Annotated in this window: 11 protein-coding genes and 1 pseudogene; 4 read left to right on the top strand and 8 right to left on the bottom strand. The window is 69.2% G+C overall.

The features are described from left to right. Positions 1 to 92: 92 nt before the first annotated feature. From drmB to coxB, 8 genes are all read right to left on the bottom strand, one after another. Positions 93 to 1,979 carry a DrmB family protein gene (gene drmB / locus AB9M23_RS19005; protein WP_372426155.1) on the bottom strand — a complete coding sequence of 629 codons (1,887 nt, stop codon included), beginning with the start codon at positions 1,977 to 1,979 and terminating at the stop codon, positions 93 to 95. Then, entirely contained in the window at positions 1,976 to 5,440 is a 3,465-nt protein-coding gene (locus AB9M23_RS19000) for a helicase-related protein (RefSeq protein WP_372426154.1), read from the bottom strand. Before AB9M23_RS19000 ends, drmB begins: the two co-directional genes overlap by 4 nt. Further along, on the bottom strand, positions 5,437 to 7,188 hold the full coding sequence (locus AB9M23_RS18995; protein WP_372426153.1) for a nuclease-related domain-containing DEAD/DEAH box helicase: 1,752 nt from the start codon (positions 7,186 to 7,188) through the stop codon (positions 5,437 to 5,439). Before AB9M23_RS18995 ends, AB9M23_RS19000 begins: the two co-directional genes overlap by 4 nt. 1 nt (position 7,189) lies before the next feature. Then, positions 7,190 to 9,757: a DISARM anti-phage system protein DrmE domain-containing protein gene (locus AB9M23_RS18990; RefSeq protein ID WP_372426152.1), complete on the bottom strand. Its 2,568-nt coding sequence runs from the start codon at positions 9,755 to 9,757 to the stop codon at positions 7,190 to 7,192. A 442-nt stretch (positions 9,758 to 10,199) separates the two neighbouring features. Then, positions 10,200 to 11,606: a tyrosine-type recombinase/integrase gene (locus AB9M23_RS18985; RefSeq protein WP_372426151.1), complete on the bottom strand. Its 1,407-nt coding sequence runs from the start codon at positions 11,604 to 11,606 to the stop codon at positions 10,200 to 10,202. A 225-nt stretch (positions 11,607 to 11,831) separates the two neighbouring features. Further along, positions 11,832 to 12,194 (bottom strand): hypothetical protein, encoded by a 363-nt coding sequence (locus AB9M23_RS18980; protein WP_372426150.1) that lies wholly within the window; start codon positions 12,192 to 12,194, stop codon positions 11,832 to 11,834. Further along, positions 12,191 to 14,734 carry a cytochrome c oxidase subunit I gene (gene ctaD, locus AB9M23_RS18975; protein WP_372426149.1) on the bottom strand — a complete coding sequence of 848 codons (2,544 nt, stop codon included), beginning with the start codon at positions 14,732 to 14,734 and terminating at the stop codon, positions 12,191 to 12,193. Before ctaD ends, AB9M23_RS18980 begins: the two co-directional genes overlap by 4 nt. Continuing rightward, positions 14,731 to 15,357 carry a cytochrome c oxidase subunit II gene (gene coxB, locus AB9M23_RS18970; protein WP_372426195.1) on the bottom strand — a complete coding sequence of 209 codons (627 nt, stop codon included), beginning with the start codon at positions 15,355 to 15,357 and terminating at the stop codon, positions 14,731 to 14,733. The genes ctaD and coxB overlap by 4 nt, the downstream gene beginning before the upstream one ends. Before the next feature lie 108 nt (positions 15,358 to 15,465). On the opposite strand from coxB, the gene AB9M23_RS18965 reads away from it, so the two are divergent. The 4 genes and pseudogenes from AB9M23_RS18965 to AB9M23_RS18950 form a co-directional block, all read left to right on the top strand. After that, positions 15,466 to 16,029 carry a DUF2231 domain-containing protein gene (locus AB9M23_RS18965; protein ID WP_372426194.1) on the top strand — a complete coding sequence of 188 codons (564 nt, stop codon included), beginning with the start codon at positions 15,466 to 15,468 and terminating at the stop codon, positions 16,027 to 16,029. 229 nt (positions 16,030 to 16,258) lie between these two features. Continuing rightward, positions 16,259 to 16,498 (top strand): hypothetical protein, encoded by a 240-nt coding sequence (locus AB9M23_RS22575; protein WP_504985726.1) that lies wholly within the window; start codon positions 16,259 to 16,261, stop codon positions 16,496 to 16,498. A 233-nt stretch (positions 16,499 to 16,731) separates the two neighbouring features. Further along, positions 16,732 to 19,557, top strand: a complete 2,826-nt coding sequence (locus AB9M23_RS18955; protein WP_372426148.1) for an FtsK/SpoIIIE family DNA translocase — start codon at positions 16,732 to 16,734, stop codon at positions 19,555 to 19,557. Between the two features lie 130 nt (positions 19,558 to 19,687). Then, positions 19,688 to 19,928: pseudogene (locus AB9M23_RS18950) on the top strand (hypothetical protein); the annotation flags it as partial.

Here is a 19,928-nt window from a genome sequence, read left to right as displayed (position 1 = left end):
GCACGAGAAGGTGGGCGGATCCACCCCGAAGACGGCGCTGTCTCGCTCCGCGACCATGATCGAACGCGGGACGGCTGGGAGCTGCTCGCGTCTCATTGCGCCCAGCGGAAGGGCAGGTCGCGGAAGAACCCGACGTCGGGATCGTCCACGGTTCCCGACAGCAGAGCTCGATCGAGCAGCCTGTTGCCCTCTTCGCAGCTCGGTTCCGGCAGAAGGACGCAGCTGTGGCAGGCCGCCAGATTGGAGGAGAAGGCACCTCCGTCAGGGCTCTCCATGCAGACGGGATCGTTCGAGCACCACGATGCCCTGGCGAGCGCATCATGGACAAGGCGCTCGAACCGCTTCGGGGCACCCTGAGCAACGAGCCCCCCCAGCGTTCCCTCGGAATCACCCGAAGCCGTGTAGACCAGGAACCCGTTCATCCGACGCTGCGGGTCCTCCAGATTGCAGTAAAGCCTCTCGCGCAGAGAGGAGGATCCGTAGCCGCACGTGAACGTCAGTTCCTTGATCAGCGCGTGGGCAAGCGTCTGGATCATGATGAAGCGGGCGTCGATCAGACGCGGAGCCAACTGCCGCTCCCGTCGCTTTCGGTTGTATTCGCTGATCAGCTTCGCGACACGTGCCGCAGCCTTGCCGTCCGCCAGCCATTCATCGATAGCGTCCTCACGCAACTCGACGAAGATCCCTTCACCGCGAACCTCGATCGCGGGAAGCCAGTCGACGCTGTTGATCGAGAGAGGCTGGACGTTGGGGTCGCTTCGGTCCGTGAGCGGCATCAGGCGAGAGAAGCCCACGTGAACCCTCGTCTCGCGAAGCTTGCGAACGAGGCCGACACGGCGGACGAATCGATCCAGCCACCCGTACTCGGAACCGTCGGCGCGCTCGACGAACAGGTCGTCCTCTGCGGATCCGGCGCCGCTGCACAGCACCTCATACTCCTGCCGACGGAAATCCTCCTCGCTGTCGACGCCGATCACCGACTGCTTCCCGGCGAGGCGGGCGGTCGCGGCCTCCGCGAGTTCCTTGGCGGTCACGCCCGGCCACACGGCCGCGAGCATCAAACAGACCGCCTCGGGGACGGTCCCGTTCACCGACGCCGACGAGAGCTGCTGCCAAATGGCCGGCATGTCGAGGATGTTGCGAACGACGTCGCTCTCGACCAAGCGGCTCGGAGGGATGTAGATCGAGCTCGTGACGATCGGGAAGTAGACGTTCGAGCCACCCCGCTGGACCGTCTGCAGGGGATGCTGGCAGGAATGCACGCCCTCTTCGCGGCCGAGCCAGGGCTGGGCGCCGGAGCACGTCTTCACGGAGGTGAGGGCCCCCTCCTCGAAGGCGCCGGCCAGCGACCTCGTCCGATCGCAGGCCGTGCAGCTTATCTTGATGCCGGCGAGGCTCGCCGCGCTGCGCCCGGCCTTGAAGAACAGCTTGCGATCAGCCGCGGTGCAACTGCAGCCGATCCATTCCTGGAAGGGAAAATCCTCGATGTGCCCACCCTCGCAGATGGCCACGATGCGGACGGGGATCATGCGTCGCTTCCACGTCTTGCCTTGGGGCGCGCAGCCGTCGCATTGCGGCTGACCGCCGAACAGCGTCGTCTTCTCCATGCGGAAGCAGTGCGGGCAGTAATGCCAGAGCGGAAAACGGACGTGGGGAATCTTGACCTTGGAAGTGCCCTCGCCCTCGCCAAAATCCGGCGGCTTCACGAAGTGGCTGCATCCGAGGCGGGCCTGCAGACGCTCCTCGCTTATGCACAAGCCGATGTCCGGCGCATTGGGAAACCAGCGGTCCAGCCCCGCGCACATCAGCGCTTCGTCGTTGCGGAAGTCGTTCACGGCGCCAACGCCGAACGGCGAGATGATTTGGCCTCGGCGAACGGGGCGGCGGCGTGGGATCCGCCTCGGTGCCGCCGGTGCCCCCCCGCCGCCAGCGGGGCGTCCGCCCCGACCGCCGCGGCCTCTAGCGAACCTGTTCGTCATGCTTCGTCACCTGTCGTGTACACCGTAATGGGCGTGGCCTCACAGTCGGCGTCGACGTTTCGCATCGAGGTGGCCGTCTCCCTGACCGAAGCCGCGAGATGGCTCAGATGTGCAGGGAACGCACGCCCAGCCGGGTGGATGAGCGGATCGTCGGGCGTCTTGAAGACACTGCCGTAATCCTGGGGCTTGCGCCTGTCCCAGTCGTCGAGGAAGCGGTCCAGGGTCGCCTGGGCACGAGCCGTCTCGGCGGGGTCGACGAGGCGGACGCGGTCCATCACGATCCGCGTGACCTCGGCCCGCTCGGACGCAGAAAGACCGAGCCGCGGACTGTCGCGAAGGTGCGGGAACCTGAAGCGGGTCACCGCTACGGCCGGGGCGTGGATCGCGCGCTCGCAGACCGGGATAGAGAAGGGAGTGACGCTGGTCGGCTCGACGTGGCGATAGGCGTTCTCGTGGAAGGACCGGAAGGTTTCGAAGTGGGATCGGTCCCTCGGCTTGAACGGGTTGTAGTTCGTCACGACGAGACCCGGCTTGTCGCGACCGCGGCCGACGCGGCTGGACGCCTGGATGTACTCCGACGCGCCCTTCGGCTGGCCGACGATCGACATCAGGCTCAGTCGTGGAACATCGAGGCCGACCTGGATCATGTTGGTGGCGTAGCAGAGGTCCACCGCGTCTCGCGAGGGGCGAGCACGGAAGAGCTTCTGGAGCGTGGCCGGAATTTCGCTGCTCCGCATTCGGCTCGTGAGCTCGTCGAAATTGTTGATGAAGCGGCGTCGGTCGGGGGCGCCCGCCGTGCTCATCATCACGGGAAGGCCGATCCGGTCCCAGACGGCGTTCAGGTACTCTCGGATGTCCGCCTGGACGAGGGTCGAGGCGCGCCCGAGTTCTCGGAGGCTGTTGAAGTAGACGACCAGGGTCCAGTAGGGGTCCACGAGATCGTCCAGATTGCCTGACGCCGCGTCGACGAGCGTTGAGGCCTGCAGCAGCGCGGAGAGCGTCCTCACCTGGGCGGTCACATGCGAGGGCACGGCGGTCGCGAGCACGCCGACGTAGGTTCGCCCCGACGCGCCGTCGCCCTCGCGTGCGAAGAAGGACTCGCCCGCAACGAGGCCTTGGGGCGGGAACAACGCCGACTTCCGTCCGTAAACGGCGTGCACCTGCTCCGCGGCCCTCGCGATCGTCGCCGTCGACGCGACGATCTTCGCCGGAATGCGCTTCCCCTCGCGGTGAGCGGTGCTGAACTCGTCGATCAGCGTTTCGTAGTGCCCGACCATCGATCCGAGAGGACCGGAGATGAGGTGGAGTTCGTCCTGGATGACGAGTTCGGGCGGGGTGGCGGCCTGCGGGTTGTCCCTCCCGAAGAGGAGGCGCGCTTCCGGGTTCCACGGCATCATCGCGAACTTGTCGACGGTGCCGATCAGGAGCGTGGGTGGCTGCCGGTAGATGCCCTCGTCGACGACTTCCAGCGGAAGGCCCACGTCGCCCGAAAAGGCGCAGCCCGGATCTTCGCAGCGAAACGCCACGCGATCCAGTCCGCCCGACCGGTCCCGCTTGTACCCGAAGGCTCTGATCTCCCCGTCGTAGTCCTGTGGCCCCATGTCGACGCCGCACCATGGGCAGCGCAGGATCACAAAGGGATTGTCGCCGCCGTCCCGCTTGAGCTTGCTCAGCGCGTCGACCGCTGCGTCGTCCTTGTTCGGCGTCACCGCCCCACCGAGCCACAGGCCGATGGAGATCGGTACGTCCCCGAAGCGCGTCGGCTCAGCCCGACGGCGCTTTTCGAGGGCGCAGATCAGGGACGCCGCACGCTGGAACTGCTGCGTCGTGAGCAGCCGCAGAGTGTAGCGCATCAAAACGGTGGCGCCCGCGTCGTTCGGCGTTCGCAAGCGGCGCAAGAGGATGACGAAGGCGGCGAGACCGAGATAGGCCTCGGTCTTACCGCCGCCGGTGGGGAACCAGATCACGTCGACCAGAGCCCGCTCGGGATGCGTCGGGTCGACGAAGGACCTGATGTTCATCAAAATGAAGGCCAGCTGGAAAGGTCGCCAGCGCGTCGAATCGGGGTAGCCCGGCGTCGGGCACGGAGCGCTTGGTTCCTGGCCCGAGGGCCCCTTCAGCCAAGATCGCTGGAACTTGTCCTCCGACGCGAGCGCGTAGTGCGCCCTCTGCTCGACCATGGCGAGGTTCATGATGCGGAACGCCTCCAGGGCGTCCGCATCGCGCTCGAGGAGATCGATGCCGTCGATCATCCGAACGAGGCAGGCGCGGCACTCGTCGAGATGCTTCTCACCTACTCTGCGGAGGTCCGGCTCCAGCGAGGCGTCTCCGGCCAGTTCGGAGGCTCGGTTCGCAATCCACCCATCGTACGCCTTCGCGAGCGCCCTGCAGGACCCGAAGAGGGCCGCGTCCCTGGCGAGGCCCAGACGCCGCATGGAAAGCTCGACGCCCTCCGCCTCCTCCAGCGGAAGGACCGGGGGCTGCGAGAACACAGGGAGCGTTTCCGTTCGGAGACGGAGAACATTGCCCTCCGGTGAAAGGCTCCAATCCGCTGAACAGCCGTGGCCGACGGCGAAGTTCGGCCGATGGCGATAGAGGAGCGCCAAGGAGCGTTCCTCGTCGTCCTGCAGCGAGGCTGGGCGACCCTGGTAGGGTAAGACCGAGGTGCCGTCCAACGGAACGATGGACATCTCGCACTGGAAGAAGCAGTTCTCGTTGATCGGACGCGTTTGCGTCCCGGAGTTGACGAGCGTCACCGTGATGAGCCGTCGCCTTCCATCCCAGGGGCGGCTGACGATGTCGATGTCGAGCTGGCCGTGGGCATCGGGAGGCGAGATGCGAATTCGTGTCGGGCGCATGATGCGGTCGACGCCGACGATGTCGGCGGCGGCGATCTCTTCCGTGGCGGTTCCCGGCGTACGGAACCAGAGCTCCGGATCGCGTCCGTCTTTGCGGTAGCCGGGGAAGTCCTTCACGAACTCCTTGTGGTAGGTGCCCCAGGAAGCCTCGATGCGGATGCCCGCACCGACATCGGCGAGGAAACTGAGGCCCATCGTGCTGGGGAGAAAGGACGAAGTCGGGTCCACCTCGATGTCGACGTCCGGCGCTCGGTCCTCGGCCATGCCGCTCTCGATGGCGGGTTGGTCGAGGCCGGAAGCTTCGTCTGCCACCCCACCCACGCCCTCCGAGCCGACGTCCCGGGAAGCCTCGATGTCGGCTGCTTCCTGGCTGGCGTCCAGTGTGGCCGAGAACTTAACCCCAGCCGGGAACAGGATGCCGGCCGAGTATCGATAGCGCGGCGGATCCTGCTGCCTGAGGATCTCTTGGCCATTGAGTGGGTGGTCCTTACCCCGGTACTGGACGAGCGGAAAACCGGGTGACGGGCCGATCAGCTCGCGGCGGAGCGCGTCGATCATGTGATCGCGGACGTCTCTCGTGGAGGCGACGCTGGACACCTTCATGGGTGCTTCACTCCGATTGCGGCCAGGGCGGCGGCGGCCATCCGCTGTTCCATGGCAGGGCGGACCGCGGCTGGTGCGACTATGAACAGGCGTAGACGGGCACGGGTCATGCCGACGTACAGAAGAGCGTCGCATTCCTCCGGGGACCCGCCCTCCACGTCGATGAGGATGACGACCGGTCGTTCCAGGCCCTTGAACGCGTGGATGGTCGAGTATGCGAGATCGCCGGGACCGGCGCCTCCGAGATCGCGGAGGGGCCATCCACCGACCTTGCTGACGTTCGCCAGCAGAGAATTCTCCCTACGGCGCGGTCCGAGGAGGATGACGTCGCGCGCCTTTTGCCCTGTCTCGCGGACAGCACGCACGATGCGGTCGAGATGGTCGAGGCCGGCTTCGTCGCTGTCGTAGAACTGCAGGCTGACCTGATCGCCTTCCGGCTGCTTTTCGCTGAGACGCTGATCGCCCAGGCCGCTGAGAGTGGCCGTTTGAAGCGCGATGCGGCGCGTGTTGCGGCAGTTGAGGCGAAGCCCGAAATTTGCGAACGGCCCGACGGCCTGTGCCAGTAGCGACGTCGAGGTGTCGCTTGCCCCGGTGAACAGGGCCTGTCTCGTGAAGTCGCCGAGCATGACGAGCCGGGCTCCGCCCCGCTTTCGCTCCCAGGACTTCACGAGGTCGCCGACGCGAGCGGCGGGGATGTCCTGCACCTCGTCGATCACGATATGGTCGAAACGCTCGGACCCTTCTTCGACGGCGAGCGCGCCCAGATCGTAGAAGGTCCCGCCGTAGAACTGTTCCCGGGCGAGCTCCCGCTCGGTGCGCGCGAATTCGCTTGCGAACGACGAGGCGAGGATGCGCTCCCTCAAGACGGCGTGGACGTTGCCGGCGACGACGCGCCCCGGCCCAAAGCCTTGGACTGCCTCGCTGAGGAAGCGGCCCAAATGGCTGTTGAAGCAAAGCACGAGCGCGTCTTCGCCCCGGGCAGCCGCGCGCCGTGCGCTTTCCAAGCCCAGCAGCGTCTTGCCGGTACCCGCCGGACCAGTCAGAAGGCAGGCAGCGTTGTCGGCGAGGCTGTCGAGTGCTTCGTACTGCTCCTCGGTGAGCGCCTTGATCCGCTGCTCCGCGTCCCAGTCCTGCGACGAAGGCGCGGCGACGCGCTCGAAGCCCGGCCGGAGGAAACCGACGATCCGCTCGCACACGCCCTGGTGCGGCGGCACCAGATCGGGGCGTCCTAGCAGGCGAGCGAGGGACGGTGCCGAGTGGATGCGCGGGCCGATGTCTTCGTCGAAGTCGTCTCGGTCCACGATCTCGTCCCTCGCCGCTTCCGTCGTGATCGGTGGGCACTGGACATCGGGAAACACGGCCAACCAACCGATCGGGCAGCGTGCCTCCTGCGAGCCGACGCCGAACCGCTTCGTGATGGCCGACAGGAGCTTCCACATACCGTCTTGTGCTTGGCGGTATGGGCTCCGCTTCAGTCTCTCGGTGCGGCCATGGCGGTCGCGTGTGGTCCATACGCCGTCGCTTACCGATACGCCGCCGCCTTTCACCTCGACGCAGACGATACCTCGTCCGGGCATGATCGCCACGAAGTCGATCTCGCCGAACTCACCGCCCCACTCGCTCGACAGTCCAAGCGAATGCAGCACGATCCAATCCCGCCCCGCTCCGGCGTCGCGAATCGCATCGAAGACACGCCTCTCGGAGGCCACCACCGACGGATCGACGACGTTGGGGATCATCCTCGCCATTTCAGGCCGCCTCGTGCTGCACGGGCATCGCAAGGAGACGCTGGCGCCATTCCTGATCGAGCCAAATGAGCCGATTGCCGTGACTGGCGGGACACTGGCGGGTGGCGTCCTCGATGGCGGAAACCTCCAGGATCCACACGGTTCCGATGCCCAGATCGACTGCCATCTCTGTGTCCGAGGGCTCGAAGAGCATCCGCCCGCATCTGGCGGCGAGCCTTTCCGTCAGGCTGTTCCCGGCCAAGACGTGCAGGGAACGCAGATCGCTGATCGCCTTCCAACACTCGTCCCATTCCCGCGCTCCGCGGCCGCGGAGCGGAAACGCCTCCTGAATGGCCCGGAAATCCTGCTCGGAGCGCGGTCCGATCATGTCGTCGTTGACGAGCCATGATCGAACCGTCACCAAGTTCCGCACGACGCCCTGCTCACGGAGCACGGCCGCGATCTCCTTCGGATCGCCGTCACTCGAACGCAGGGCGACCTGCCAGAGGTTGGCCCGCCGTCGCAGGTCCGCATAGGTCGCGGTGCCGACCTGCCCCTCGGCGATGATGCGTACGATGTCGCGATCGCCGCCGTCGCGTACGACGATGCGGCTGCCGACGGTCAAGTCGCCGACCCGCGCCGAGGACACCGACGCCTTGCCCTTTGCCGCACCGAGCACGATCGACGTGTGCTCGTCCGTCATGGGAAGGATGGAGCGACCGACGAAGCGGACGACCGTCACGTCGCACAATTCTTCGCCGGGCCTTCCAGACGGCAACGTCACCCGCTTCGAGGAACTCCGGTCGCGTGTGACGCGGTCGAACTTCGTCAGGCGCTCGTCCTCCTCCGACGGGGAGGCCGCATCGGCGAGCGGCTCGTCGTTGCCGAAGAACTCGTCCGGAACGCCGGTGAGAGCGAGCCTTCGGGTGGGGTCCAAACGGCCCCTGGCACGCAACTCCTCACGACGGAGGAGCCGGCGCCGATAACAGTCGACCTCGTAGGCGTAGCCGAGAAAGAGGACGGTCCCGCGGGGCCACGGATCGACGAGACGATGGAACAGGTCGCGCTGCATTACCGAGAAGGCGACGACGCTTGCCGTCTCGTCGAGGGCATGGAGGTCCGGGATCGCCAAGCACCGCTGATCGAGTCCATTGGCGCGAAGGAAGACGTCGGCCTCCTCCCGGTTTTGCCTGTTCCCTGCGACGAACACGGGCTTACGCCCCGATCCGTTCGCGTTCGCGGCCAACTCCAGCAAGCTCCGCCCCTTCGGCGAAACGCCCGCAGCCTCGATCGACGACCGGAACGCCACCACCGCTTCCGCGAGATCGATCAGCGCCGTTCCGGCTTCGGCGCCGAGATGCCACCGCATCCGGGGGGCCTCGGCTTGAAGAACGCGAAGGTCAGCCTCGATCATTTCGAGACGCGCACCGGTGGGTGGACCGAGCCACGAACCGGCGGCGAAGAAGGCGCCGCGCGTGGCCGCGAGGACGTCCTCGACCCATGGCTCGTGCTCGACGCATTCGTTGTCCAGGAGGCCACCGATGCGCTCGATCATTTTGTCGATCTCGCCCAAATGCGGCGCGGTCGAGGTCAGGTAGCCCGGCGCTCTAAACCTCTCCGCCTCGGCGGCGCGAAGCGCGCGGGTTATGCCTGGACATCCGGTCGTGAAGGTCGGGGTCTCCCGTCCGAGTATTTCCGACGGTGTCGGCTCCCAGACGGTCCACCGCTGGCGACGCAGGGGCGCGAGGTCCTCGCGGCGCTTCGCGTCTACCAAGACGACCAAGCGCTGCCTTTCCGCGATGCGGCCCGCGAGGTCGAGGTCCGCGAGCACCCCGTCGATCCGATCGGTCAGCACGAGGCAACTGCTTGGCTCCGACCCATCGCAATATCGCTTCATTTCGGACAAGTCGCGTGCCGTCGCGACCAGCGGGCGCCCCGCCGAGCCGTCAGGGCGCGTGACGCGTGGCACGCCGTCGTCTCCGAAGCCGCCGAACGGGAACCCGGACGCGAGCGGCGCGGCTTCGGGGTCTCCGGAAAGCGGGCGTATCTTCAGTCCGTCGAGCGCCCGCTGGAAATCGGTCCGGTTGCCCTGCATCAGCACGCGCGTCCGGACGAGCCCGGAATTCGAGTAGAACGGAGTACCCAGAACGATATCGAGGTCGGTCATGGGCGGTCGTTCGAACGCCGTCCCCGATCCCCCTTTCGGCAAGATCCTCGTGGTGGGCTCGAAGAGGGCGACCTGATCGGCGAAGACGAAGCGCTTCCCGTTCGAGGTGCGGTTTCGCTTGTCGGTGAGGTGCAGGGCGAGCGCATTCAGTGAGCGGCTGAATTCGCCCACCTCGAAGACCTCGCCGGTCGAGCAGAGCCGCACACGCGTTCCCGGTGCCAGCTTGGTCGGATAGTCGGCGAGCTCCGTGGGCAAATCGGACGCCAAGTGCTCGATCGCGGCGACGATAGCCGCCAGCGACGCAAGGAGCTCGACCGAAGGGAGGACGATGCACACCGGGCGTTCCGGCCTGGGCGCCAAACAGATGCCGGCGATTACGCGGACAAGGTGCGGCGGCTGAAGATCGCCGTGCCCGAGCGACATGCGATCAACGACACGGCACCGCGGCTCCAAGCAGGAAGCCGCGTCGGCTGCCGTAGAAATCGTATGATCCGGCCCGGTCCCGCCTGTGGGCTCTGTCCCGCACGCCGTGCCGCCGATTTCCGAGGGCCTGTGGAGATCATTTGCTGGGCCTTCCGACCCGACCCGCTTGAGCCCGGGCAGCATAGCGAGCTTTCGGGCCTGCGCCGCTGCGCGGTCCCGCTGCATTCGATCGAGGTCGCTCCCTCGCCTGGACCGCTGATCGTGGGACATCAGCCCGCCCCCTAGAATGCTACGTCGCTCGTCGGCCTTATTCGGATTTCTTGCTTTTCACCGTAGCAGACGAATCGCCTGCGTGCATTCTAGCGCACATACGGACCCAACGATCATGTTGCGGGAACGATAACCAGAACACAAGTCGCGGCGGGCGGGTACGCCGTCAACCCTATCGCCTGATCCGCTGCAGAGCCCGCTTCTCGGGCACCGGGCCCTGGTCGAGAGGCGGCAGGCGGATCTTCTCGATCAGTTCCTTCGCCTGCTCCCAGTTCGGGCCGGAGCTGTACCGGTCGAGGGTGATGTTGCCGTCCTTGTGTCCGACGATCGCCGAGATGATGTTCTTCAACGCTCCGACGCGCTCGGCCTCGGTCGTGAACCAGCGCCTGAACGAATGGAAGTTGACCAGGGATCTGCGCTGGCCGGGGACCATCTCCTGCACGCCGACCTTCCTGCGGTATAGCGTGAACATGTTGCTGGCCTTGAATGACCGCTCCCTCTTGGAGTCTGCCTTCTTCGGCGGAGGCCATTCCGGAAACATGTCGTCGTCGAGGCGCTTGCCGCGACACCGCCGTTCGATGATGGGAACGAGGTCGGGGTGGATGGGCACGTCGCGCTCGCACTCCTCGGTCTTGGCTGCCGCGAAGCGGATGCCGCCATCGACGCAGTCCCTGACCTTGAGCTTCGTGATCACCTCGAGGCGGGCTCCGGTCAGCGCCGCGATCATCATCAGGTCATGCAGCTTCGCCGGAGCGCCGCCGATCAGAAGCAGCCGCAGTTCCTCCGCCGTGAACGGCCGCTCTTGGACCTTGGATGGGCCCTTGGGCACCTTGCGCTCCGCCCAAGGGTTGGGGCCGATCTCGTGCGTTTCGCCCATCCAGCGCCAGTAGCAGTTGAGGCGCGTCAGGTACTTCTTCTGCGTGGCGGGATCACGCCCCATGCCGCCTTTACCGAGATGGGCCATGAACTGAATGGCGACGCTGACGGTGATCGCCTCGACCGCCGGTGCGATGTTCCGCTTCTCGCAGAAGTCGACGAGATAGCCGACCGCCCGGGTGCTGTCGTTCTTCGTACGCTCCTTGACCTGGAGGCCCGCGAGAAACTCGTCGTGGAAGAGCATCAGAGGCGTCGCGCGCCCGGTCGCCACGCGGCTGAAGTCGGCGGCCAACGCGGATCGCCCGGGGTCGTATAAGAAGGCGGCGTCCCCGGTCTCCGGATCGATCACCTCGCCGATCTCTGGGCCGCGGATTTCGGCGGCGTGCTCGACGATGGCCTGCGCGAGCATGGCCGCCTCCTCGCCGTGCGCAGTGCGGTACATTGCTCGGATCTGCGCAGCGGTGCGGATGACGTCACGCGGCTTGCCGGCCCGGAGCTCCCGTTCCTGGTCGATGATCGTGCGGAGTTCGTGGAGGACGGCGAACTTCATCGCGTTGGCGACGGTGAGGCTGTCGGTCCCGAGCGACCGCTTCAGCCTCGTGCCGAGCTTCTTCTGGAGCTCCTTGGGGACGCCCAGGGTGACCCGGTAATGGGCCCCGTGCTTCTCGAGATAGCTCAGGTCCCCGGACCTCTTCCGCGGCATGTGGAGTCTCCGCCTTGTACCCACCCTTGTACCCGGGTTCCGTACCCGGACGCCTTGGCTAGCAAGGCTTTCCTTACAGCGAAAGGCCTTCAACTTCGTTGCGGTGGTCTCCCCTCAGCTCCACCAGGTCCTCCCTCGTCCAGCCCTGTGAGATCGTCGCGGCGCCTCGTGCCGTGGCGTCGCCGCCCCGACGGCAGGCTCTGATCGTCCCGCACGCCCGGCGCCCTATCGGCAGAGCGGATAGGCGAGGAGCGGCAGGCCGATCCACAGCGTCGCCACGAAGGCCGCCGTGGAGAGGACGACGGCCGCGCGCGCGACGAACCCCGCGCCGCGCCCCTCCGCGTCGCCGCGCCCCTCCGCGTCGTCGCGCACGCCGCGCCGCGCCCGCCGCGCGAGCGGCACGAGGCCGCCCGCGACGACGAGGTGCACGCCCCACGCGGCGACGAGGGCGCCCCTCAGCGTTTCCGCGTCCCAGGCACGGACGCAGCCGATCGCGTGCAGACCGTAGAGGACGAGGAACGCCGAGGACCAGACGAGGAAGCCCGCGACGAGCCACAGGAGGCCGGAGGGACGCGAAAGCACGCTCACCGGACGACCTCCGGCGGGCGCAGGGCCTCCGGCGCGAGGAGCGCGAGCACGAGCGCCACGAGACCCGTCGCCGCCGTGTAGAGCTGCCACATCGCGGCGATCTCCACCGGCGAGCGCCGCAGCGCCGAGATCGCGCCGCCGAGAGACAGGCGCAAGCAGAACGCGCTCAGGATGAGGCCGACGGTCGCGTGGAGCGCGACGTAGGCGAGGAGCGCGCCGACGACGGCGTGATGCGCGTGGCTCGTCGGGGCGAGGCCGAGCGCCAGCCGTGCGAGCGCACCGAGCGCGACCGTGCTCGCCACCGCCGCGACCGCGAGGCACGCGTCCCGCGCCACGCCGCGGGCGATTCCCGCTCGCCGGTTCGCCCATCCGGCCCCGACGCCGGCACTCCCCGCGCCGACGAGCGCCGCGGCACAGACGAGGGCGGCGACGCCGGGCAGATCGGGCGGGCTCGGCGCCGGCCAGCCGGGGGCGAAGGCCGCGAGGAAGACCACGCCGAAAGCGAGCGACGAGAACAGGATCGCGTCCGCCAGGAGCAGGAACGGCATCGCCCACCAGGTCGGCGGGCGCGCCGCCGCGACGTGGAGCGGCAGCACCACGCCGCGCCCCGCGTCCTCCGGCGGCGGATCGGCCCGCATCGCACCGCTCGCGGCCCAGCGCCAGGCGAAGACCAGGGTGAGGACGAGGCCCACCGGGGCGAGCCAGTAGAGCGAGGCGAGCAGCGCGCCGAAGAAGACCGCGAGCGACAGCGCGGTCCACAGCGGCCCCCGATCCTGGTTGGGCAGGACGAGGATCTGCTCGGGCTTCGCGTCCACCATGGAGACGACGAGCGTCTCCATGCGCCCCTCGCGCACGCGCCCGAGATAGCCCTCGCCGGCGGCCAGGCATTGGGGGAGGGTCGGATCGTCGTGGAGCGGATCGCGGCTCGCCACGTGCGGCAGGCTGGCGAAGGCGTACGACGCCGGCGGCGTCGGCATCGCCCATTCGAGCGTCCCGGCGTTCCACGGATCGCGCCGGAACGAGCGGCCGTGGCGCAATTGGAGGAAGAGGTCGAGCGCGACGAGGGCGAAGCCCATCGTCAGCACGAAGGCGCCGACCGAGGAGATCAGATTCGGCGCGTGCCAGCCGAGCCCCGCCTCGTAGGTGAAGACCCGGCGCGGCATGCCGAGCAGCCCCGTCCAGTGCATGACGAGGAAGGTGATGTTGAAGCCCGCGAAGATCAGCCAGAACGCCGTCTTGCCGAGCCCGAAGACCGGCATTCGCCCGCTGATCTGCGGGAGCCAATAATAGATCGCGCCGAGGATCGGCAGGACGAAGCCTCCGATGAGGACGTAGTGCAGGTGGGCGACGACGAAGTGGGTGTCGTGTACCTGCTCGTCGAAGGGAACGATCGCCACCATCACACCCGTCAGCCCGCCGGCGACGAACACGAAGAAGAAGCCCAGGATGTAGAGCATCGGTAGCGTGAGCACCGGCCGCCCCTTGGCCAGCGTCGCGAGCCAGGCGAAGACCTGCACGCCCGTCGGCACGGCGACCAGCAGCGAGGCCGCCGAGAAGAAGGCGAGCGACAGGCGCGGCAGGCCCGTCGCGAACATGTGGTGGACCCACAGCCCGAAGGACAGGAACCCGAGCGCCACCACGGCCGAGACGACCCAGGCGTAGCCGACGATCGGGCGGCGCGCGAAGACCGGCAGGATCGTCGAGATCGCGCCCGCGGCGGGGAGGAAGATGATGTAGACCTCCGGGTGCCCGAAGAGCCAGAACAGGTGCTGCCACAGGAGCGGATCGCCGCCCTTCTCGGGCGAGAAGAACGGCCAGCCGAAGGCGCGCTCGACCTCGAGCAGGACCGAGCCGAGGATCAGGGGCGGGAAGCCGCCGAGGATCATCAGCGCGGTCACCAGCAGGTACCAGGCCATGATCGGCATGCGCCCGAGCGACATGCCCGGCGCGCGCACCTTCAGGATGGTCACCGTGATCTCGACCGCCGCCGCGATCGCGGAGACCTCGACGAAGGTGATGCCGAGGAGCCAGACATCGGCCCCGATGCCCGGCGAATAGGGCTTCGACGAGAGCGGCGTGTACATGAACCAGCCGCCGTCGGGCGCCGCCCCGAAGGCGATGGAGCCCAGCACCACGGAGCCGCCGATCAGGTAGCACCAGTAGCCGAAGGCGGAGAGGCGCGGGAACGCGAGATCGCGCGCGCCGAGCAGCTTCGGCAGCAGGTAGAGCGCCATGCCCTCGATGAAGGGGATGGCGAACAGGAACATCATCACCGTGCCGTGCAGGGTCACCACCTGCGCGTAGGCGCCCGGCCCGAGCACGTCGTTGAGCGGCAACGCGAGCTGCGTGCGCAGCAGCATCGCGAGCAGTCCCGCCGCGACGAAGAAGAAGAGCGCGGTCAGCATGAAGCGCCGCCCGACGATCGAATGATTCACCGCGCCGAGCCGCGCCCAGCCGGGCGGCGTGTCCCAGACGGCGTGGAGCGCCCGGTGCAGGCGGATCGCGCGGGCGCGGCGCGCGGCGGTGCCGGGTTCGGTCATCGCGGTGCCTCCGCATCGGCGACCAGACGCGCGAGCGCCGCCGCGTAGTCCTCCGGCGCGTGCGCCACGACCTCGAGCCGCATGAAGGCGTGACCCTCCCCGCAATATTCGGCGCAGAGGCCGGCATAGGTGCCGGGCGCCTCGGCGCGGACCGTGATCGTGTTGACGCGCCCCGGGATGGCGTCGCGCTTGCCGGCGAGGCGCGGCACCCAGAAGGAATGGATGACGTCGACGCTCGCGAGCGTGATCTCCACGGGCCGCCCCGCCGGCACGTGCATCACCCCGTCGAGCGCCAGCGCGCCCCCGGGCGCATCCTCGTGGACGAAGGTCCAGGCCCATTGCCGCCCGGTCGCGGCGATGCGCACCGGCTCCTCGCCGGTCAGGGCGGCGTCGTCGATCGGCTCGATCACGAAGGCCCAGAGCATGAGCGCCGTGAGCGTCACGAGCGGGAAGGCGAGGCCGCCGCCGGCGAGCCAGACCGCATCCCGCGGCACGCGCGATGAAACCGCATCGCCCCGCCGCGCTTGAAGGAAGGGGACGATCGCCAGCGCGCAGACGACCACGAGGATCGCGACCGCGCCGGCGAACATCACCCACCACAGCGTGGCGATGCCGTCGGCCACCGGGCCGGCGGGATCGAGCGTCGAGAGCGGGCCCGCGCAGCCGCCGAGCCCGCCCGCGAGACAGACGAGGAAACCCGCCCGCAGGCGGCGAGAAGACGAGGAGACGAGATGCGCGTGAACCGTTCGAACGTCGTCGATACCATCCTGGACAAGCCCCGCTCGCTCGGCGATCTCGACAGCCGCGTCGCGCTGTTCGGGCATCCGATCCATGCGATGCTCGTCGCCTTCCCCATCGCCGGCGCCTTCTGGGTCGCCGCCTCCGACGCGGCCTATTGGTGGACGCTCGACCCCTTCTTCGCCCGCTCCGGGATGTGGGGCGCGGGCGCCGCCTTCGTCATGGGCTGCGCCGCCGCGCTCTCGGGCTTCGGCGAGATGATTCTGGTGCCGGGAGCGCGGCGCCGCGCGGCGGCCTGGACGCACGGCGTCATCGCCATGACGCTGCTCGCCGTGCTCGCGCTCAACTGGGCGCACCGGATCGAGGATTTCGAGGCCGCCGTCCTGCCCTGGGGCCTGGCGCTGTCCGGCCTCCAGCTCCTCCTCGTGGGCTTCGCCGGCTGGCACGGCGGCAAGCTCGTCTTCGAGCATCGCTTCGGCGTCGCGACGCCGGAGGAGGATGCGCGGCAGAGCCGGGAGGAGCAAGCCGGCGGCGGCGATCTGGCGCACACCCCCTGAGAGAGCGCCCCAGAGGTCGATGCCGTCGAGGAAGCCGTCGGGGCGTCCGTCACGCATGAAGGCGGGAAAGATCGTGTCCGGCAGCGGCGGCTTGCCGAGCACGAAGCCGAGCACGGCGGCGATGCAGACGAGGACGCCCAGCGTGATCAACCCCCGCAGGGCGGGACCCGCCTCGAGCCGCCGGGCGTGTCGCGACAGCCCGCGGCCGATGAGCATGTGCAGGAGCCCCATGCCGCCGACCGCGGCGAGCTTGCCCGCGAGCCACGGCGTCTCCCAGGTGGCGACGAAGATCAGCGCGACACCGCTCGCGACGGTGAACAACGCCGCGGGCGAGATCACGAACTCGAAGGCGAGCCGCGTGAAGCGCAGGCGCCGCGCGTACTCGTCGTCCGAGGCCGCGCCCCGCGGCCCGATGAGGGCGGGAAGCGCGACGAGCCCCGCCGCCCAGAGCGACAGGACGGCGATGTGAAAGGCCTTGAGCCAGATCTCGAGCATGCGTTTCCGGACGAGCTGATGCAGGAGGCAATGATCGAGGAGCCGCTACCGTTCCGCTCCGCGCCGTTCGCGCGCGCATCGCGCGGGCGCCCGATGCCCGTTCGCACCGCGTGTCGCCCTCGCCGCGCCACGATCGCCTCAAGGTTAAGCGGCCCTTAACTCGCCCTCCCTACCCTCCGACCGTCGCCACCAAGCTTCGATCGGACCATGCCCGCACGACGCCGCGCCCCCTCACCCGCCGACGAGCTCAAGGACGCCCTGCGCGGGTTCCTGCGCCGCCGGCTCGCCGAGACGACGGGGCTCGTGCTCCTCGCCGCGGCGCTCGCGCTCGCGCTCGCGCTCGCGACGTGGTCCGTGGAGGACCCGAGCCTCAACCACGCGACGGACGGGCCCGTGCGCAACCTGCTCGGCTTCCCCGGCGCCGTGGCGGCGGATCTGGTGATGCAGCTCGTCGGGCTCGGCGCGGTCGCGCTGATCGCGCCGCTCGCCCTGTGGGGCTGGCAATTGCTGCGGGCGGGCGCGCTGCCGCGCCTGTCCCTGCGCATCGGCCTCCTGCTGGTGGGCGCCGGCGCGGCGACCGCGGTCGCGGCGGCGTTGCCGGCGACGGCGCGCTGGCCCCTGCCGACGGGGCTCGGCGGCGTGTGCGGCGACGCGCTGCTCGGCGCGGTGGGCACCGTGACGGGCATCGCCGACGGCCCGGCCGCCGCCTTCGTGGGATTCGTCTTCGCGGCGATCGCCATCCTCTCGCTCACCGCCGCCTGCGGCTACGGCTTCGCCGACGACGACGAGGAGGAGATGGAGGAGGAGGTCGCCCCGCCGCGCCGCCGCGGGCCGATCGACCTCGACGACCTCGACGAGCCGGGCCGCGAGGACGATCCCGGCCGTGCGCTGGTCTGGCTCGGCGCGGTGGCGCACGGCGTCATGAGCGCGCGCGGAGCGCTGCGCCGCGGCGTCGCGCTCGCCCGCGCGGCGCTCGCCGCCCGGCGCGCCGAGGAGGACTTCGCCTTCGCCGGCCCGCATCGCCGCGAGCCGGTGCTCGACGACGGATTCGCGCCCCCGCAGCGCCCGGCACGCCCCGCCGCCGCCCGCCCGGCGCCCGCGCGTCCGGCCCCCCCGCGCCCCGCGCCGGCTCGCGAGGAGGCCGCCTACGACGATTGGGACGAGCCCGCGGACGAGCCCGGCTGGGCGGAGGCGGAGGCGCATCGCGAGGACGCCGAGGACCTCGATGCGGCGCCCTGGGAGGAGCCCCGTCGGGCGACCGCTCCCCCTCGACCCGCCGCGCGGCCCGTGCCCGCCGGGTCGAAGCCCGTGCGCGCCCGCGAGCCCGAGCCCGAGCCCGAGGAGGACTTCGCCGACGACGAGGTCTTCGAAGACGAGCCGGCCCAGCCCTCGCGCGTGCAGATGCCCGTCGCCGCGCTCAAGCCGGGCAAGCGCATCAAGCGCGAGGCCCAGCCGAGCTTCCTCGACGAGAGCGACTACGAGCTGCCCCCGCTCCAGCTCCTGGCCGAGCCCAAGCGCTCGGGCACGCCCGCGGTCTCGGCGGAGGCGCTGGAGCAGAACGCGACCCTGCTCGAATCGACCCTCGAGGACTTCGGCGTGCGCGGCGAGATCATCAACGTGCGCCCCGGCCCGGTCGTCACGCTCTACGAGCTCGAGCCCGCGCCGGGCACCAAGTCGAGCCGCGTGATCTCGCTCGCGGACGACATCGCCCGCTCGATGTCGGCGGTCTCCGCCCGCGTCGCCGTGGTGCCCGGGCGCAACGCCATCGGCATCGAGCTGCCCAACGCCAAGCGCGAGACGGTCTACCTGCGCGAGCTGCTCGCCTCCCACGATTTCGAGGCGACGAAGCACAAGCTCGCGCTGTGCCTCGGCAAGACCATCGGCGGCGAGCCGGTGATCGCCGACCTCGCCAAGATGCCGCACCTGCTGGTGGCCGGCACCACCGGCTCGGGCAAGTCGGTGGCGATCAACACCATGATCCTCTCGCTGCTCTATCGGCATACGCCGGAGCAGTGCCGGCTGATCATGGTCGATCCGAAGATGCTGGAGCTGTCGATCTACGACGGCATCCCCCACCTCCTCTCGCCCGTGGTGACGGACCCCAAGAAGGCGGTCGTCGCCCTCAAGTGGGCGGTGCGCGAGATGGAGGACCGCTACAGGAAGATGTCGAAGCTCGGCGTGCGCAACATCGACGGCTTCAACGCCCGCGTCGTCGAGGCGGTGGAGCGCGGCGAGGTGATCACCCGCACGGTGCAGACCGGCTTCGACCGCGAGACCGGCGAGGCGATCTACGAGGAGGAGGAGATGGATCTCCAGCCCCTCCCCTACATCGTCGTCATCGTCGACGAGATGGCCGACCTGATGATGGTCGCCGGCAAGGAGATCGAGGGCGCGATCCAGCGCCTCGCCCAGATGGCGCGCGCGGCGGGCATCCACCTGATCATGGCGACGCAGCGCCCCTCGGTGGACGTCATCACCGGCACGATCAAGGCGAACTTCCCCACCCGCATCTCCTTCCAGGTCACCTCCAAGATCGATTCGCGCACGATCCTGGGCGAGATGGGCGCCGAGCAGCTGCTCGGGCAGGGCGACATGCTGCACATGGCCGGCGGCGGGCGAATCACCCGCGTGCACGGGCCCTTCTGCTCGGACGACGAGGTCGAGCACGTCGTCGGCCACTTGAAGCGCCAGGGCCGGCCGGCCTATCTCGACGCCGTCACCCTCGACGACGAGGAGGCCGCGGCGGGCGCGAGCGGCGGGGACGACGGGGCCGTGTTCGACAAGGGCGCCTTCGGCGATCCGGGCGGGGACGTCTACGACCAGGCGGTGGCGGTGGTCCTGCGCGACAAGAAGGCATCGACCTCCTATATCCAGCGAAGGCTGCAGATCGGCTACAACCGCGCGGCCTCGCTGATGGAGCGCATGGAGCGCGAGGGCATCGTCGGCCCGGCGAACCACGCGGGCAAGCGCGAGATCCTGATGGAGGGCGGCGCCCGCGGCGGCGCCGACACGGGGGGCGACGACGACGAGTGAGGCGCGGGACGCCGGCGCGGCCGGAGCCCCCGTTTCGCCACAGCGCGACGCTATCGGGGACCGCGAACGCACGACGCCCCTCTCCCGTCGGGGGCTCGCGACCGTGAGAGAGAGGCCGGGGAGACAGGCGATGACGCGCACCCGCACCACCCGAGACCGTGCCGCGAGGCTCCTCGTCGCGCCGATGCTGGCGGGCGCGATGCTCGCCGGCTCCGTCGGCGGCGCGGACGCCTTCTTCTGGCGGCGCGACCCGGCGCCCGAGCCGGCCCCCGCGCCGACGGCGATCGCGCCGACGGTGCCCGTCCCCGTGCTCCCGCCGCCGCGCCCGGGCACCATCGCCCGCGCGGCGCCGGCCGCGCCCGCGCAGCCCG

Origin of the sequence: Salinarimonas chemoclinalis (assembly GCF_041514305.1) — a bacterium.
Taxonomy (GTDB): domain Bacteria; phylum Pseudomonadota; class Alphaproteobacteria; order Rhizobiales; family Beijerinckiaceae; genus Salinarimonas; species Salinarimonas chemoclinalis.
This window is presented reverse-complemented; position numbering and strand designations above follow the sequence as displayed.

Excerpts from the sequence above, each read along its gene's own strand:
- drmB (WP_372426155.1), bottom strand. The coding sequence starts at position 1,979 with ATGACGAACAGGTTCGCTAGAGGCCGCGGCGGTCGGGGCGGACGCCCC.
- AB9M23_RS19000 (WP_372426154.1), bottom strand. The coding sequence starts at position 5,440 with ATGAAGGTGTCCAGCGTCGCCTCCACGAGAGACGTCCGCGATCACATG.
- AB9M23_RS18995 (WP_372426153.1), bottom strand. The coding sequence starts at position 7,188 with ATGGCGAGGATGATCCCCAACGTCGTCGATCCGTCGGTGGTGGCCTCC.
- AB9M23_RS18990 (WP_372426152.1), bottom strand. The coding sequence starts at position 9,757 with ATGTCGCTCGGGCACGGCGATCTTCAGCCGCCGCACCTTGTCCGCGTA.
- AB9M23_RS18985 (WP_372426151.1), bottom strand. The coding sequence starts at position 11,606 with ATGCCGCGGAAGAGGTCCGGGGACCTGAGCTATCTCGAGAAGCACGGG.
- ctaD (WP_372426149.1), bottom strand. The coding sequence starts at position 14,734 with ATGACCGAACCCGGCACCGCCGCGCGCCGCGCCCGCGCGATCCGCCTG.
- AB9M23_RS18965 (WP_372426194.1), top strand. The coding sequence starts at position 15,466 with ATGCGCGTGAACCGTTCGAACGTCGTCGATACCATCCTGGACAAGCCC.
- AB9M23_RS22575 (WP_504985726.1), top strand. The coding sequence starts at position 16,259 with ATGCCGCCGACCGCGGCGAGCTTGCCCGCGAGCCACGGCGTCTCCCAG.
- AB9M23_RS18955 (WP_372426148.1), top strand. The coding sequence starts at position 16,732 with ATGCCCGCACGACGCCGCGCCCCCTCACCCGCCGACGAGCTCAAGGAC.